The 16,519-nt window shown below is 61.3% G+C and carries 15 protein-coding genes; 13 read left to right on the top strand and 2 right to left on the bottom strand.

Annotated features, from left to right (window positions below; translation table 11 throughout):
- The first annotated feature begins 32 nt into the window (after positions 1 to 32).
- From IPK59_21530 to IPK59_21565, 8 genes are all read left to right on the top strand, one after another.
- Positions 33 to 839 carry a phytanoyl-CoA dioxygenase family protein gene (locus IPK59_21530; protein ID MBK8161218.1) on the top strand — a complete coding sequence of 269 codons (807 nt, stop codon included), beginning with the start codon at positions 33 to 35 and terminating at the stop codon, positions 837 to 839.
- Between the two features lie 91 nt (positions 840 to 930).
- On the top strand, positions 931 to 1,722 hold the full coding sequence (locus tag IPK59_21535; GenBank protein MBK8161219.1) for a transporter substrate-binding domain-containing protein: 792 nt from the start codon (positions 931 to 933) through the stop codon (positions 1,720 to 1,722).
- 247 nt (positions 1,723 to 1,969) lie between these two features.
- Positions 1,970 to 2,059: a potassium-transporting ATPase subunit F gene (locus tag IPK59_21540; protein MBK8161220.1), complete on the top strand. Its 90-nt coding sequence runs from the start codon at positions 1,970 to 1,972 to the stop codon at positions 2,057 to 2,059.
- A 14-nt stretch (positions 2,060 to 2,073) separates the two neighbouring features.
- Positions 2,074 to 3,801 (top strand): potassium-transporting ATPase subunit KdpA, encoded by a 1,728-nt coding sequence (gene kdpA / locus IPK59_21545; GenBank protein ID MBK8161221.1) that lies wholly within the window; start codon positions 2,074 to 2,076, stop codon positions 3,799 to 3,801.
- Between the two features lie 12 nt (positions 3,802 to 3,813).
- Positions 3,814 to 5,865 (top strand): potassium-transporting ATPase subunit KdpB, encoded by a 2,052-nt coding sequence (gene kdpB, locus IPK59_21550; GenBank protein ID MBK8161222.1) that lies wholly within the window; start codon positions 3,814 to 3,816, stop codon positions 5,863 to 5,865.
- Between the two features lie 11 nt (positions 5,866 to 5,876).
- Positions 5,877 to 6,446 carry a potassium-transporting ATPase subunit KdpC gene (gene kdpC / locus IPK59_21555; GenBank protein ID MBK8161223.1) on the top strand — a complete coding sequence of 190 codons (570 nt, stop codon included), beginning with the start codon at positions 5,877 to 5,879 and terminating at the stop codon, positions 6,444 to 6,446.
- A gap of 59 nt (positions 6,447 to 6,505) precedes the next feature.
- Positions 6,506 to 9,205 carry a sensor histidine kinase KdpD gene (locus IPK59_21560; GenBank protein ID MBK8161224.1) on the top strand — a complete coding sequence of 900 codons (2,700 nt, stop codon included), beginning with the start codon at positions 6,506 to 6,508 and terminating at the stop codon, positions 9,203 to 9,205.
- Positions 9,202 to 9,900, top strand: coding sequence for a response regulator transcription factor (locus IPK59_21565; GenBank protein ID MBK8161225.1), 699 nt, complete (start codon positions 9,202 to 9,204; stop codon positions 9,898 to 9,900). Before IPK59_21560 ends, IPK59_21565 begins: the two co-directional genes overlap by 4 nt.
- A gap of 54 nt (positions 9,901 to 9,954) precedes the next feature.
- On the opposite strand, the gene IPK59_21570 is transcribed toward IPK59_21565, so the two are convergent.
- Positions 9,955 to 11,469 (bottom strand): pentose kinase, encoded by a 1,515-nt coding sequence (locus tag IPK59_21570; protein MBK8161226.1) that lies wholly within the window; start codon positions 11,467 to 11,469, stop codon positions 9,955 to 9,957.
- A 167-nt stretch (positions 11,470 to 11,636) separates the two neighbouring features.
- On the opposite strand from IPK59_21570, the gene IPK59_21575 reads away from it, so the two are divergent.
- Genes IPK59_21575 through IPK59_21595 form a run of 5 tightly spaced genes read left to right on the top strand, consistent with a single transcriptional unit; the run spans position 11,637 to position 15,871 of the window.
- Entirely contained in the window at positions 11,637 to 12,257 is a 621-nt protein-coding gene (locus IPK59_21575) for a glucose-6-phosphate isomerase (protein ID MBK8161227.1), read from the top strand.
- Positions 12,254 to 13,204, top strand: coding sequence for a shikimate dehydrogenase (locus tag IPK59_21580; protein ID MBK8161228.1), 951 nt, complete (start codon positions 12,254 to 12,256; stop codon positions 13,202 to 13,204). The genes IPK59_21575 and IPK59_21580 overlap by 4 nt, the downstream gene beginning before the upstream one ends.
- Before the next feature lie 7 nt (positions 13,205 to 13,211).
- Positions 13,212 to 14,162: an oxidoreductase gene (locus IPK59_21585; GenBank protein MBK8161229.1), complete on the top strand. Its 951-nt coding sequence runs from the start codon at positions 13,212 to 13,214 to the stop codon at positions 14,160 to 14,162.
- Entirely contained in the window at positions 14,152 to 15,009 is an 858-nt protein-coding gene (locus IPK59_21590) for an MBL fold metallo-hydrolase (protein MBK8161230.1), read from the top strand. The genes IPK59_21585 and IPK59_21590 overlap by 11 nt, the downstream gene beginning before the upstream one ends.
- A 1-nt stretch (position 15,010) precedes the next feature.
- The gene (locus tag IPK59_21595; GenBank protein ID MBK8161231.1) at positions 15,011 to 15,871 is read left to right on the top strand and encodes an SIS domain-containing protein; all 861 of its coding nucleotides are present in this window, start codon (positions 15,011 to 15,013) and stop codon (positions 15,869 to 15,871) included.
- Here IPK59_21595 and IPK59_21600 read toward each other — a convergent pair.
- Complete coding sequence (locus tag IPK59_21600) at positions 15,868 to 16,500, bottom strand: cysteine hydrolase (protein MBK8161232.1); 633 nt, start codon at positions 16,498 to 16,500, stop codon at positions 15,868 to 15,870. The genes IPK59_21595 and IPK59_21600 overlap by 4 nt on opposite strands.
- Positions 16,501 to 16,519 lie beyond the last annotated feature (19 nt).

A 16,519-nucleotide genomic window follows, 5' to 3' on the forward strand; every position in this document is an offset into this window, starting at 1 on the left:
GTCTGGGGCGAGATGAATTAAATGAGGTCGTAATGAAGATCGGTGCGGACGAGATCGCAGCCTACGCCCGGGACGGCGCCATTGTGCTGAAGGGCGCCTTCAAGGATTGGGTCGAACCCTTGCGCGCCGGTGTCGCCCGCAACATGGCCGAGCCCGGCCCGTTCGGCACCGAGAATGTCCGCCCCGGCGATGGCGGCGGCAGCTTCTTCGACGATTACTGCAACTGGCAGCGCATCCCGGAATTCAGCGACTTCGTCACCAACTCGCCGGCGGCGAAACTGGCCGGGCAACTGATGGCCAGCCGCACGTCGCAGATCTTCCATGACCATGTGCTGGTGAAGGAGCCGGGCACGGCGAAGAAGACACCCTGGCACCAGGACATGCCTTATTACTGCGTCGACGGCATGCAGACCGGCAGCTATTGGATTCCGCTCGATCCTGTCACCAGCGACAATACCCTGCGGCTCGTGCTGGGCTCGCATCTGTGGCCGAAACTGGTGCGCCCGAAGCGCTGGGCGGGCGGCGAGGATTTCTACGCCGACCAGGATCAGTTCATGGATATGCCGGATGTGGAGAGCGCAACTTTCGGCATTCTCGCGCCGGCGCTTGAACCGGGCGACGCGATCCTCTTCAACTATCGCACCGTGCATGGCGCCAACGGCAATACTGGCACAAACCGCCGCCGTGCCTTCTCCTGCCGATTCCTCGGCGATGATGCGGTGTTCATAGAGCGCCCCGGCCGCACGTCGCCGCCTTATCCCGGCATCAACCAGCAAAGCGGCGAGCGGCTGCGCGAAGACTGGTTTCCCATCATTTGGCGACAGGACGCCACAGCCTGACCAGAGACGTTAACTTGCCCGACCGTTCAGACTGAGGCAAGCTCACCCGCATCTCCGTGCCGACGATTGACGCAGCGTTGCAGGTGCTGGAATGCCATTTCGATCGCTGATCTTGGCCGGCCTCCTCGCCGGCTTCTGCACGGCGTCGGCGCAGGCCGATCCTGTGACCTTGCGGCTTGGCTATTCCGATAAGGAATCCGCCTATTTCCTGGTTGGCAACGGTGCAGCTATCCCGGAAAGGCCGGGCGTTGCCATCGAGATGGTTCAGGCGGCGGCGGCGAGCTGCGATGTCACGCCGGAATTCACCCGCTATCCCGGCGGGCGGCTGGTGGCCCTGGTGACCGATAATGTCATCGATGCGGTTGTGATGCTGTCCTTCAGCCCGGAGCGTCTTGCGATGGGCGCCTATCCGATGAAGGGCGACAGCGCCGATCCGGATTTCCAGATCGCAACGCTGAGCTATGCCTTCTATGTGCGCAGCGACAGCGACATCGCCTGGGATGGCAAGACAATGACCGGCCTTGCCCGGCCGATCGGCGCCAATCTTGGCTGGTCGATCGTGCAGGATCTCATGAAGATGGACCTGCCGGTGGAGCCCGCCAAGGACACCCAGAACAACTTCAACAAGCTGCTGCTGGGTCGCATCGATGCCGTCGCCATGCACACGACAATCGGCAATGCCTATCTCGAGGATCATGCCCTCGCTGGGAAGGTAAAGTTGCTGCAGCCGCCGATCACCAGCAAGCCCTATTACCTGGTTTTCAGCCGCGCTTGGCATGCCGCCCACCCTGCGATTGCCGATTGCATGTGGCAATCCATCGCCCGGCAACACAAGACAAGCCTGCCGGACTTGCTGGCGCGCTACCGGAAAACCATCAATTAATCGAACGAACAAAGGCTTGGAGCAGGAAGGCGACCCCGGGGGCCGCCTTTTTCTTTATGCGGGCTTTATGCCCTGCCGGCGCAACTCATCTCGATTCCTTATGTCGAAATGCCGAAATTACCGTGGATGACAGTCAGTTCACGGAATGCGTCATGGTTGATGTTTTCTACACAGCAATAGCAGCGGCACTGTTCATAGCCGCCTGCTTCTACGCCTGCGCCTGCCCGCATATCTAGAGAGGTGAGCGATGACGCTTGATTTCTTCCTCGGTGGCGCCGCAGCGGCTCTGCTGCTCGCCTACATGACCTTTGCGGTCGTGTGGCCTGAAAAACTCTAATCCGGTGATGTAAGATGACGGCCAACGGTATTCTCCAGATCGCCCTGTTCTGTGTGCTGGTCATTTTACTGACTAAGCCGCTGGGCGCCTACATGACCCGCGTCTTCTCGGGCGAGTCCAATTTTCTTTCCCCCGTCTTGCGGCCGGTCGAGCGCCTGATCTACGCCATCAGCGGTGTCAATCACCGGGACGATCAGCATTGGACGATCTATGCGATCTCGATGCTGCTGTTCAACGGCGCCGGCTTTGCGCTGCTCTTTGCCCTCTTGCGGCTGCAGAATCTGCTGCCGCTCAATCCGCAGGACTTTGGCGCGGTACCAGCCGACCTCAGTTTCAACACCGCCATCAGTTTCGTCACCAACACCAACTGGCAGAATTATGCTGGCGAGTCGACCCTGAGCTATCTGACACAGATGATAGGCCTTACCGTCCAGAACTTCGTCTCGGCAGCAACCGGCATTGCACTCGCCATCGCCTTGATCCGCGGATTTGCCCGCAAATCGGCGAGCGGAATCGGCAACTTCTGGGTCGATCTCACCCGCTGCACCCTTTACATTCTGCTGCCGCTTTCCTTTGTCATCGCCATCTTCCTGGTGACCCAGGGCATGCCGCAGAATCTGAATGCCTATGTCGAGGCAACGACGGTTGAAGGCGCCAAACAGGTCATCGCCCAAGGACCGGTCGCGTCTCAAGTCGCTATCAAGATGCTGGGCACCAATGGCGGTGGCTTCTTCAATGCCAACGCCGCGCACCCATATGAAAACCCGACCGCGCTGTCCAATCTGGTGCAGATGCTGGCGATCTTCGCCTTGGGAGCGGGCCTCACCAATGTGTTCGGCCGCATGGTCGGCAATCAGCGTCAAGGTTGGGCCGTGTTCACCGCCATGGGTGTGCTGTTTCTCCTCGGCGTCGGCATCTGCTACTGGGCTGAAAGCCAAGGGAATCCGGCCTTCGCCGCCTTCGGCATCGACCAGGCGCCTGGCCTGTTGCAGAACGGCGGCAACATGGAAGGAAAGGAGGTGCGCTTCGGCATTGCAAACTCTTCGCTCTTTGCCGTCATCACCACGGCAGCATCCTGCGGCGCGGTCAATGCCATGCATGACAGTTTCACCGCCCTGGGCGGCATGGTGCCGATGGTCAACATGTTGCTTGGTGAAGTCATCATCGGTGGTGTGGGTGCCGGCCTCTATGGCATGCTGCTGTTCTGCATCATGACGGTATTCATCGCCGGCCTGATGGTAGGTCGCACCCCGGAATATGTCGGCAAGAAGATCGAGGCACGCGAGGTGAAGATGACTATCCTCGCCCTGCTCTGTCTGCCGCTCGTGGTGCTTGGTTTCACCGCCATCGCCACAGTGCTCCCCGAAGCTCTCAAGAGCGTTCAGGACGCCGGCCCGCATGGGTTCTCGGAGATCTTCTATCTCTTCACATCGAGCGCAGCCAATAACGGCAGCGCCTTTGGCGGCTTCACCGGCAACACGCCATTCTACAATATCACTGGTGGCATCACCATGTTCGTTGGCCGCTTCTTCGTCATTCTGCCGATGCTGGCTATCGCCGGCTCATTGGCCGCGAAGAAGGTGACACCAGCCAGTATCGGCACCTTCCCGACACATGGGCCGATGTTCATCGTGCTGCTGGTCGGCGTTGTGCTGATCGTCGGCGGCCTCACCTATTTCCCGGCCCTCGCCTTGGGTCCGGTGGTCGAGCATCTGATGATGCAGACCGGCCAAGTGTTCTAACAGGACAAAATCATGTCAACGCAATCACGTAATATCTCTCTGTTCGATCGTCAGATCCTGATCGAAGCGGCCGCGGCATCATTCCGCAAGCTGGACCCACGCCAGCTCTTCTCGAATCCGGTGATGCTGGCGGTGGAGTTGGTGGCGGCCGTCGCCACGATCCTGGTCGTGCGCGACATCCTGCAGGGCGCCAGCGTGCTGTTTGGCAGTCAGATCGTGGTCTGGCTGTGGTTTACTGTGCTGTTCGCTAATTTTGCCGAAGCGGTCGCTGAAGGTCGTGGCAAGGCGCAGGCCGACGCGCTCCGGAAGACGCGGACCAAGGCAACGGCGAAGAAGCTTACGGTATCGTCACACCAGCATGAGATCGTGTCGGCGCTGACCCTGGAGCCGGGTGATATCGTCCTGGTCGAAACCGGCGATCTCATTCCCAGCGACGGTGAAGTGATCGAGGGCATTGCATCGGTCGATGAATCGGCGATCACGGGTGAATCGGCGCCGGTCATCCGTGAAAGCGGCGGAGACCGTTCGGCCGTCACCGGCGGCACGCGTGTGCTCTCCGATCAGATCAAGGTCAAGATCACCGCGGCCCAGGGGTCGACTTTCCTTGACCGGATGATCGGACTGGTAGAAGGCGCCAGGCGCCAGAAGACGCCAAACGAGATAGCCCTCGGCATTCTCCTCGCCGGCATGACCATTATCTTCCTGTTCGCGGTGGCCAGTATTCCTAGCTTTGCTCACTACGCGGGCGGCAATGTCTCGATCATCATGCTGATCGCCCTGTTCGTGACACTGATTCCAACCACGATTGGTGCGCTGCTGTCGGCCATCGGCATCGCCGGCATGGATCGGCTGGTGAAGTTCAACGTTCTTTCCATGTCCGGCCGCGCCGTCGAGGCGGCGGGCGATGTCGACACCTTGCTTCTCGACAAGACCGGCACCATCACGCTGGGCAATAGGTTGGCGGCGGAGTTCGTGCCCGTGAGCGGCGTCAACGCCGAGGAATTGGCAAAGGCGGCGCAGCTCTCCTCTTTCAGCGACGAGACACCTGAAGGTCGCTCGATCGTCGTCCTGGCCAAGGAAAAATATGGCTTGCGGGGGCGCGACATGGCACCGATGCATGCTGTCTTCGTAGCCTTCACCGCACAGACCCGCATGAGCGGTGTCGATCTTGACGGCAAGAGCATCCGCAAGGGCGCCGTCGACGCGGTCATGGACTATGTGCGGGCACGCAAGGGCGGCGTCAGCATCGTCTCGCAGGAACTGACCGAGATCACCGAGCGGATTGCCAAGAGTGGCGGCACGCCGCTGGCCGTGGTCGAAGATGACCGAATCCTCGGCGTCATTCACTTGAAGGACGTGGTCAAAGGCGGCATCCGCGAGCGATTCCAGGAACTCCGCCGCATGGGCATCCGCACGGTGATGATCACCGGCGACAATGCTCTCACGGCCGCCGCTATTGCCGCAGAAGCGGGGGTCGACGACTTCCTCGCCCAGGCGACACCGGAAGCAAAACTCAAGCTGATCCGCGAAGAACAGGCCAAGGGAAAACTGGTCGCCATGTGCGGCGACGGCACCAATGATGCCCCGGCTCTGGCTCAGGCAGACGTCGGTGTCGCCATGCAGACAGGAACGCAGGCCGCCCGCGAAGCCGGCAACATGGTCGACCTCGACAGCAATCCGACCAAGCTCATCGAGATCGTCATGATCGGAAAGCAGCTGTTGATGACGCGCGGCGCCCTGACCACCTTCTCGATTGCCAACGATGTGGCAAAGTACTTCGCCATCATCCCGGCGATGTTTGCGGCCTTCTATCCGCAGCTGAGACTGCTGAACATCATGGGCTTGGAAACACCGAAAAGCGCTATCCTGTCGGCCATCATCTTCAACGCGCTGATCATCATCGCCCTCATCCCGCTATCCTTGCGCGGGGTCCACTATCAACCCAAGAGCGCCGCCAGCCTGCTTGCACGCAACCTGGTGATCTACGGTCTTGGCGGTCTGATCGTGCCCTTCATCGGCATCAAGCTGATCGATGTACTGATCAACGCCGTTCATATCGTGTAATGGAGACTTCCATGTTAGCCCAATTTCGGCCCGCCCTTGTGCTACTCATTCTCCTGACTGTGATTACCGGCATCGCGTATCCGCTGGCAGTCACCGGGGTGGCTGGCCTGCTCCTGCCGGAAAAGTCTAATGGCAGCCTCATGATCCGCGATGGCCAGGTGATCGGTTCCAGTCTTATCGGTCAGAAATTCGCCGGTGCAAACTACTTCAACTGTCGCCCCTCTGCCGCCGGTGCCGATGGATATGATGCCGGTGCTTCATCTGGCTCCAATCTGGGACCGACCTCGAAGGCGCTGGTCGACCGGGTGTCGGCCGCGGCCGCGGCCGCGCATGCCGATTCTCCGGCTCCGGTGCCTATCGATCTGGTCACCGGTTCGGGCAGCGGGCTCGATCCGGACATCACGCCGGCGGCTGCCTATTTCCAGGTCCCGCGGATTGCCAAGGCGCGTGGCCTCACCGAGGCTCTACTCAATGAACTGGTTCTCGCCCATACCGAGGGTCGCACTTTCGGCATCCTTGGCGAGCCACGCGTCAATGTGTTAGCGATTAATCTGGCGCTGGATGGGTTGAGTGCCAAATGACGTGTAACTGGGCGCGGTTTCTTCCATGACCATGCCTTCGATCCGGGTATGGGAGTGACATGGCTGCAACACCCGATCCAAGCAACAGGCCTTCCGCCGACGCCCTTCTCGACACGGCCCAGCGGGAACAACAGGGGCGCCTCAAGGTCTTTCTGGGGGCTGCCCCAGGTGTTGGCAAGACCTATGAGATGCTGCTCGCTGGCAGGAAGCGACGGGCTGAGGGCATCGATGTCGTTATCGGAGTTGTCGAGACGCATGGCCGTGCCGAGACCGAGGCGCTGATCGAGGGCGCTGAAATCGTCCCGCGCAAGATGGTGAGCTATCGGGGCCGCGAACTGCCGGAGATGGACATAGATGCCATCTTGGCACGCAAGCCTCAATTGGTGCTGGTCGACGAGCTGGCGCACACCAATGCGGAAGGCAGCCGCCACACCAAGCGCTATCAGGATGTCGAGGAACTGCTCGAACATGGCATCGATGTCTTTTCCACGCTCAATATCCAGCATCTGGAAAGCCTCAACGATGTGGTGGCGCAGATCACTCATGTGCGGGTGCGCGAAACCTTGCCCGACCGCATCATCGACCGTGCTGACGAGGTCGAGCTTATCGATCTTACGCCAAAAGACCTGATCCAACGCCTCAAGGAGGGCAAGGTCTATATGCGCGACGCTGCCGATCGCGCATTGCAGCATTATTTTTCCGAAGGAAATCTCACCGCATTGCGCGAACTGGCCCTGCGCCGCACCGCGCAACGGGTCGACGACCAGATGCTCAACTATATGCAGGCCCATGCCATCGCCGGACCCTGGGCGGCGGGTGAGCGGGTGCTGGTGTGCATTGACGAGCATCCGGCCTCCTTCGGCCTGGTGCGCTATGCCAAACGAGCTGCCGACCGCATGCAGGCACGCTGGACGGCCATTTATGTCGAGACAGTTCGCTATCATCACCTTTCCGAGAAGGAGCGCGACCGGGTCGCCGAAGCCCTGCGTCTTGCCGAACGTCTGGGCGGCGACGCAGTGACGCTGCCGGGCAACCAGATCGCCAGCGATCTTATCGACTTTTCCCGCGCCAACAACATCACCCAGATCATCATCGGCAAGTCGACGCGATCCCGCTTGTTTGAGCTAATGCATGGGTCCGTGGTGCGGGATCTGGTCCGGGCGTCGGGCGACATCGGCATTCATGTCGTCCCCGGCACACCATCTAAGGAAGACAGCCCAACGCGCGACGTGGCAGAGGCGGCATCCACGATTTCGCTCGCACCCTTTGTCGGCAGCGCGGTCACTGTGGGATTTGCCCTGATCGCCAGCCTCACTATCGACCGATTTATCGATTTGCCCAACATCTCGATGATGTTTCTGGCGGCTGTCCTGTTCTCTGCCGTTCAGTATGGACTGTTCCCTTCGCTCTTCGCATCCATCCTCAGCACGCTGGCCTACAACTATTTCTTCCTTGAGCCGATCCATACCTTCACGGTCGCCGATCCCTCCAATGTCATCGCCCTCTTCTTCTTCCTGATGGTGGCGATCCTGACCAGTAACCTTACGGCCAGGGTGAGGGCTGAGGCTCAAGCCTCGCGGCAGCGCGCTGCATCAACCGCCGCGCTCTATAATTTCAGTCGCAAGGTCGCGGCGATCGGTGAGATGGACGATCTCCTCTGGGCGGTGGCGCACCAGATCGCCCTCATGCTGCGAGTCCACGTTATCCTGCTCTTGCCTGATGACCGGGGAGGGGGGAAGGAAGACATCTCCGTGCGCATCGGCTATCCGCCGGATGACGAACTCAATGAAGCGGACCTCGCTGCGGCACGCTGGGCTTGGGATCATGGCAAACCGGCTGGCCGCGGTGCGGGTACGCTGCCCGGGGCGAAACGCCTGTTCATCCCCTTGGCGACTGAGCGCGGCAAGATCGGCGTCATGGGGCTGGACCGCGAGGAGGCCGGCCCGATGTTCACGCCAGATCAGAAGCGCCTTCTGGATGCGCTCTGCGATCAGGCGGCCGTGGCCATCGAGCGCATCAGTCTCATGCAGGATATCGACAAAGCGCGGGTGGTGAGCGAGACAGAACAATTGCGCACCGCCCTCCTCAACTCGATTTCGCATGACTTCCGCACGCCTTTGGCCTCGATCATCGGCTCGGTCTCCAGCCTGCGCTCGCTCTGGCACCGTTTTCCGGAGGAAACGCGCGAGGAATTGCTGCGCACGACGCAGGAGGAGGCCGAGCGACTAAACCGGTTTATCGGCAATATCCTCGACATGACTCGGCTGGAAGCCGGCGCCCTTGCTCCACGCCTGCAGCCGGCCGATCTCGGCGAAATTGCCGCCAACGCGATTTCCCAGGCAAAGCAGATTCTGTCACAGCATATTGTCAAACTCGACATTCCTGAAAATCTGCCCATGCTGTTGATCGATGCGACCTTGACCGGACAAATTCTCATGAACATGCTCGACAACGCGGCCAAATACGCCCCGCCGGGAAGCGAAATCCGCGTGAGCATAGCCGAGGATCGGGAAGCCATCTCGCTCACCGTACGTGACGAGGGGCCGGGCATCCCGCCGGGTGACCTGGAACGCATCTTCGATCGCTTCTTCCGGGTCGAAGGTGGCGACCGCCGCCGTGCCGGCACTGGTCTCGGCCTCGCCATCTGCCGCGGCTTCGCCGAGGCGATGAGCGCTGATATCAGTGCCACGAACCGTACCGACCATAGCGGCGCCCTCTTCACCGTGCGCTTTCCGGCACGTTTGAAAACCGCACCATGACCGCTGCACAGGAGATCCTCATCATCGATGACGAACCGGCCATCCGCCGCTTCCTCAAGAGCAGCCTCCTCGCCCATGGCTTTGCCGTGACCGAAGCCGACACCGGCGCGGCCGGCCTTGCTGCTTTGACGCGCGGCAACTTCGCGCTGGCCGTGGTCGATCTTGGCCTTCCGGATATAGACGGCCACGCGCTGGTACACGCCATCCGCACTCAATCACCGCTGCCGATCATCGTGTTGTCGGTGCGCGACGACGAGGCCGGCAAGGTCGCCGCGCTCGATGGTGGCGCAGATGATTACGTGACCAAGCCTTTCGGCATCGAGGAATTTATGGCGCGCATCCGCGCCGCCCTTCGCCATCGCCTGCAGGAGCAGGGTCGCACGGCAGTTTTCCGCAATGGCGATCTCACCATCGATATTCTCGCCCGCGAGGTGATGATGCGCGGCGAAGTCGTGAAGCTGTCACGTCGCGAGTTTGACCTGCTGCTCTACCTTGCCGAACATGTCGGCAAGGTTGTGACACACAGTCAAGCACTCAGTCACGTTTGGGGGGCTGCGCACGGTGAAGACGTCGAGTATCTACGTGTCTACATCCGCCAATTGCGGCAGAAGATCGAAGCCGACCCGCAGCAGCCGGCCCTCATCCTGACGGAGCCGGGCGTAGGCTATCGGATGAAGCTTGCGGACGCAATTTGAGAGCCGCCATGTTGGTGGTTGATGGGGTCGAACAGCGAGCTCTTTGTTTAGGCCCTACCGAGGTCGTTCGACATCGAGCCTGTCGAGGTCATCATAAAGCGACTGGGAATGCTGGTAGATCTTGTTGAAGACCAGCTGCATGCGGGCATAGGTCTCGGCCCATATCGGGTCTGGGTAGACTTCACCGGTATAGTGAACAAGGGCCGCTGCCGCGTCTTCGGTCCGTGAGAAGCGGCCGGTCGCTGTGGCGGCGATCGCCGCACATCCGACCACGCCGCATTCCGCTTCCTGGGGCACCAGGATCGGGATGTTATAGGCACTGGCCTTGATCTTGAGCCAGAGCGGCGTCTTCGCCCCCCCTCCCGAGGCAATCACCCGCTCAATCTTCCGCCCTGCCGCCTGTTCCATAATGTGCATTTGGCGCGTGACGGCAAATGCGACCCCTTCCATCACGGCGCGGTGAAGATGCGGCAGTCCATGTTCCGCACTGATACCGAAGAACTGAGCGCGCGAATTGCGGTGGCGTCCAAAACGTTCACCGGTCAGATAGGGGAGAAAGAACAGGCGATCGGCGCCGGCCGGCGCAAGTGCTGCCTTCGATACAATCTCTTCATAGCTCAGTGTCTTTTCATGGAAGGCGCGACGCGCCCAGCGCATGGAATCACCACCTGATTCCAGCAGCACAAAGCCGCCCCAGCCACCCTCGACCGTACCGATGTTGGAGATCTCAGGATCCAGCAACGGTGTCTCCGACACCAAGGTAATAATGGAGGAGGTGCCGGTGACATCAGAACAGAGTCCAGCGCGGGAGACGCCTGACCCCAGCAAGGCCACGGGAAAGTCGCCGCCGCCAACCAGCACGGGAATGCCTTCAGGCAAGCCCGTTTCGCCTGCGGCCGGTCTATTGACGGCACCCAATATGTCGGTCGGCTTACGGATAGTGACCAGCTTCCGGATATCGAGACCGAGCATATCGCACATATGCGGCGACCAATTCCCATCCGCCGGGTTCATGAGAAAGCTGCAGGCGGCCTCGGTTCGGTCCATGGCGATCTCGCCGGTCAGGCGAAAATTGACATAATCCTTCGGCATCACCACGGCGGTGGCGGCCTCATAAGCGGCGCGGTCATGATCGCGCAGCCATTGCAGCTTGAAGCCCGGCCAGGCCGGCGTCGGCGGGTTGGCGGATTCAGCCAGATAATCGGCTGGCATGTGCGCCGCCTCGAATGCGCGGACCAAGGCCGCCGTGCGCTTGTCATTCCACAGCGGCACAGTACTGCGCGTGAGATTGCCATTGCCGTCGAGCAGGGTCGTGCCATGCATCTGCCCGCAGGCGCAGATGGCGGCGATGCGCGAGCCGGCATCGGATTCCTTGCTCAGGAGCGCACGGATCGCCAGCACGACGCCGGACCACCAATCGAGCGGCCGCTGCTCCGACCAGCCATATTGGGGCACGATCTGGTCGTACTCCTGGGCGGCGATCGCGCGAATGCGACCGCTGAAATCGACCAAGGCCGCGCGGGCGCTGCCGGTGCCGATATCGATGGCGAGGTAAAGATCCTGTGGCAAAGGCACTTCCCTGACTTGGCAGTCTTTTCAGTAGCATAATTACAGGAATTCCGTCGTCAATCCAGTCTATTGGCGCTCTGCGGTGCAATGTAGAAATATTTCAGCCGCTGTTCTTGCTTCCCATACGGTCATTTGGTAGTATTACTACGGAAATCGGGAGCGAATGGATGGCTTTGATGGAACCGGCGGCCTGCCGCGTCGATATCGCCCACGGCACCATGTTCGGCGCTACCGGAAACTACCAGAAACGGCTGGGCGATCTTGCCGGACTCTACGCCGATGCGGCGGCATTTTCAGCGAAGCTCGCGACCGAGGCCAATCCGGTCGTCTATGACGTCGCCGATTTCCGTCCCTCGGCTGCTGCCGGTGATCTCATCTTCGGGATCACGCGCATGTCGCCGGGCACGATCGCAGCGGAGTTCTACCTGACCCGTGGCCATATCCACGCCCAGGCCGACCGCCCGGAGATCTATTACGGTCAGGCCGGCCAGGGCCTCATGCTGATGGAATCCCCGGACGGTGAAACCCGCATCGTGGAGATGGCGGCACAAACCATCTGCTATGTGCCACCCTATTGGATCCACCGCTCGATCAACACCGGTGATTCCGATTTCATCATGGTGTTCACTTATCCGGCCGATGCCGGGCAGGATTACGGCATCATCGAACGATCGAACGGCATGCGGCACCGGGTTATGCGCGGCGGTGACAAGGGCTGGCGCCTAGTCGAAAATGCCGACTATCGCGGTCGCAGCCGGGATGTCGTTGCCGGGTTGATGGCGCGATGAGTTATCAGCCGGCCACGCGAACGACGCTCTATTTCATCGGCGTCACCACGACCAAAAGTTCAATCATGCAGGTCTTTCCGGCCTGGGCAGATCATCTGGGGCTGAAGGATGCCGCTATTGTCGGTATCGACTTTCCGCTCCATGCGGACCCCACCGCCTACCGGGAGGCCGTGGCTTTCATCAAGAGCGATCCTTTGTCCCTGGGCGCGCTGGTGACGACCCACAAGATCGACCTCTACGCGGCCGCTCGCGATCTCTTCGACGAGATCGACCCGTATGCCGCCTTGATGGGCGAGACCTCTTGCATTTCCAAACAAGGCGGCAAGCTCATCTGTCATGCCAAGGACCCGATCTCCTCCGGGTTGACGCTGGACGGCTTCCTCCCGCCGGACCATTTCCGGAAGACCGGGGCGGAACTGTTCTGCATCGGCGCCGGCGGGTCGACCATCGCCATTACCTGGCATCTGATGCAGGCCAGCCGCGGCGCCAATGTGCCCTCCCGCATCATCGTCTCCGACCGCGACCAGCATCGCCTGGACGAGATCATCCGCATTCACCGGGACTTCAAGGGCGTCGTGAAGGTCGAGTATGTGAAGGCCGACAATGCCGGCGCCAATGATTCGATCTCCGGCGGATTGCAACCGCACTCACTGGTGATCAACGCCACGGGTCTCGGCAAGGATCGCCCAGGTTCGCCAATGACCGACGCCGCGCGCTTCCCGCACCAAGGCATCGTCTGGGACCTCAACTACCGCGGTGACCTCATCTTCCTGGAGCAGGCCCGGCGCCAGCAGGCAGAAAGAGGCCTGCGGATCGAGAATGGCTGGAGTTACTTCATCCATGGCTGGACCCAGGTGATTGCCGAAGTCTTCCATGTCGACATTCCCACCAGCGGCGCCGGGTTCGACACCATCTCCCGCATCGCGCAACGTGCTACCAACGGCTAAGTGACACATGTCGAACCGCATCCTCATCACGCCACGCTCCCTCACTTCCGGCCCACATCCCCAAGTGGAGCGCCTCCATCAAGCCGGCTTTGAGGTCATCACCTGCAAGCCCAATGCGCTGCCGACCGAGGACGAATTGATGACATTGCTGCCGGGCTGCGTCGGCTGGCTGGCAGGGATCGAGCCGGTTTCGACCAAGGTCATCGCGGCGGCACGCGACCTCAAGATCATCAGCCGCAACGGCACCGGTATCGATAACCTGCCGATCGAAACCCTCAAGGCTCGTGATATCAAGATCGCCGTCGCCGGCGGAGCAAACGCAGCCGGCGTCGCCGAGCTCGCGGTGGCCCTCATCTTCAGCGCGCTTCGCAACATTCCCCAGGCCGATGCCGGCATCAAGCAGGGTGCGTGGCCGCGCCGGCGCGGGCGTGAATTGCGCGATCGAAATGTCGCCGTCATCGGCTGCGGTGCCATTGGCGGCGAGGTAGCGCGGTTGCTGTCAGCCCTCGGTGCCAAGGTACTGGGCTACGATCCAATGCAACGGGATATGAACCTGCCGGCCGACAGGTTCCGCTGGGTTGATCTGCCGACTGCCTTGCGCGAAGCGGATGTGCTGACCCTGCATTGCCCGCTGCAGCGAGACGGCAAGCCGATCCTCGACCAGACTGCAATCGCCAACCTGCGGCGTGGCGCCATCATCGTCAATACCGCACGCGCAGCCCTGGTCGACGACTCCGCGATCCTCGCCGCTTTGCAGTCCGGGGCGCTCGAAAGCTACGCAACCGACGTGTTTGCAGAGGAACCGCCGAAGGATCTCATCCTCACCGGCCATGAGCGCGTGATCGCCACCAGCCATATCGGCGGCTTTACCGATGAGAGCGTCGAGCGCGCCACCTCCATCGCCATCGACAATCTGCTGGCCGAGTTGCAGCCGGCCCCCCACGCCCATGTCGGCTGAGCTGATTGCAACTGGTTTCGCCGGCGATCTGCGCTCGCAGCTGGCGCAGCCGCCCGGCCAGCGCCCGACACTCTATTGGTTGGGCCAGGCGGGATTCGTGATCGATGCCGGCGGCTACCGGCTGGTGATCGATCCCTATCTCTCGGATTCGCTCGCCGAAAAATATCGCGGCAGGCTTTATCCCCATCAACGCATGATGGCGGCTCCGATCGACACGGATGGTCTGGGGCATGTCGATCTCGTCCTCAGTACTCACCAGCACACCGATCACATGGATCCGGCCACCCTGCAGCCGCTGCTGGCAGCGCGGCCAAAGACGAAGCTGGTGGCGCCGCTAGCCGCTGAAGCTGAGGCCCTGAAACGGGCGCAAGTCTCCCCGGATCGCCTGATCCTCGTCGATGCGGGACAACGCATCGCCGTCCTTCCCGGCGTCTTCGTGACGGCAACCCGCGCCGCCCACGAGACGCTGGAGCGCGACGAACTCGGCCGCTACCGCTTCCTCGGCTATCTCATCGATATGGGTGGTGTGCGCATTTGGCATTCCGGCGATACCGTGCCGTTCGATGGCATTTCGGCGGAAGTGGCGGCACTCAAGCCCGACATCGTGCTGCTGCCTGTCAATGGCCGCAGCGCGGAGCTGCTTGCCAACGGTGTCCCCGGCAATCTTGCGCTTGATGAGGCGATCGACCTCGCCCGCGATGTCGGTGCACAGGCCCTGATTGCCCATCATTTCGGCATGTTCGACTTCAACACCGCCGATCCAGCAGTGATCGATGCCCGCGCGGCGGAGGGACTCCGCCTGCGCCTGTTCCGTGCCAGTCTCAACACGATCTATCATTGGGGATGAGATGATGGCCGACGCGCCCAACCAGAACATTCTCGAAATCGTGCGTGTCACACAGGACGCCCTGCGCAAATCCGACCGCAAGGTGGCCGAGGCGATCCTTTCCGATCCGCATCGCTTCCTCAGCGCGACGGTCGCCGAGACAGCCAGCATTGCCGCCGTGAGCCAACCCACCGTGATTCGCTTCTGTGCGGCGATCGGCTGTGCCGGCTTCCAGGATTTCAAGCTGCGCCTCGCGCAATCCCTGGCCCTGGGCACACCCGCCACGCATTCCGTGCTGCTGGAGAGCGACGGGCCTGAGACGATCTTTGAGAAGATCTTCGACTACACCATCACCAGCCTTGATTGGGCCCGGAATCGCATCGACACGGTGGCCCTCTCCCATGCGGTCGACCTGCTGGTCGCCGCAAAGGGTATCGAATTCTTCGGCTTCGGCGCCTCAGGTATCGTAGCACAGGACGCGCAGCAGAAGTTTCCCCTGTTCGGCATACCCTGTGGCGCGCAGACCGACGCCCATCAGCAGATCATGACGGCGAGCCTGATGGGGCCGGATCAGGTCGCGGTCGTCATCTCCAACACCGGCAGCACCAGATCCATCATCGAGATCGCCGACCTCGCGCGCGGCACCGGCGCCAGGGTGATCGGCCTCATCGGCATGCCGTCACCGCTGATGGCGCATTGTGACGTCACGATCCTCATCGAGACATTGGACAATACCGACGTCTATACGCCGACCATCTCGCGGATCGCGGCCCTCACCGTGATCGATGTATTGTCGACCGCCGTCGCCATGCGGCGCGACCCTGCGCAACGCGCGCGTATCGCCGCGATGAAACAGCATCTGCGCGATCTCAGGTGCGCCTAAAGTTTCGCCATTTCCGCCAGCAATTCGTCGGTCGAGCGCTGCCGGCAATAGCCTTTGATCGCCTGTTCGGAAAAGGCCTGGCGTTCCGGCGTATAGGTGGCGCAGGCGTCCGGCACCAGGGTGACGAGATAGCCGAGATCGCCGCCGCCCCGCACCGTATTCTCCACACATTGGTCGGACAGCACACCGAACACGATGATCTGCTCGAAGCCCATGTTGCGCAGGATGTAGTCGAGATTGGTGGTACCCCAAGGCCCCGACGCGGTCTTGCGGATGATGATATCATCATCTTCCGGCGCCACCTCGTCGATCACCTTGGCTTCCCATGATCCGCGCGGATTATTGATGAAAGAGGCCTTGTGATCGACGCCGCGGTCACGACCATCGAGCGTCAGGCTTTCGATGATGACATAGATACTCTCTAGCCCAAGCTTGCGCGCCGCTGCATGCAGGCGCTGCTGATTGGGGATGGCGAGATTGTCGAGCCGGTCATAGAAATAGCGGTACTTCTCGCTCTCCGGCGAGCGCGCCTGGCGCTTCGCAGCGGCACAATCGGCATTCTGCATGTCGACGCTGATGAGTGCCGTTTTCGCCGGCACGATCGCCCGCTGCCGATAGGCGGGGCCCATGATCTCGGGGCGATCGGCG

Source organism: Rhodospirillaceae bacterium (genome assembly GCA_016712715.1).
Classification (GTDB): Bacteria; Pseudomonadota; Alphaproteobacteria; order Dongiales; family Dongiaceae; genus Dongia.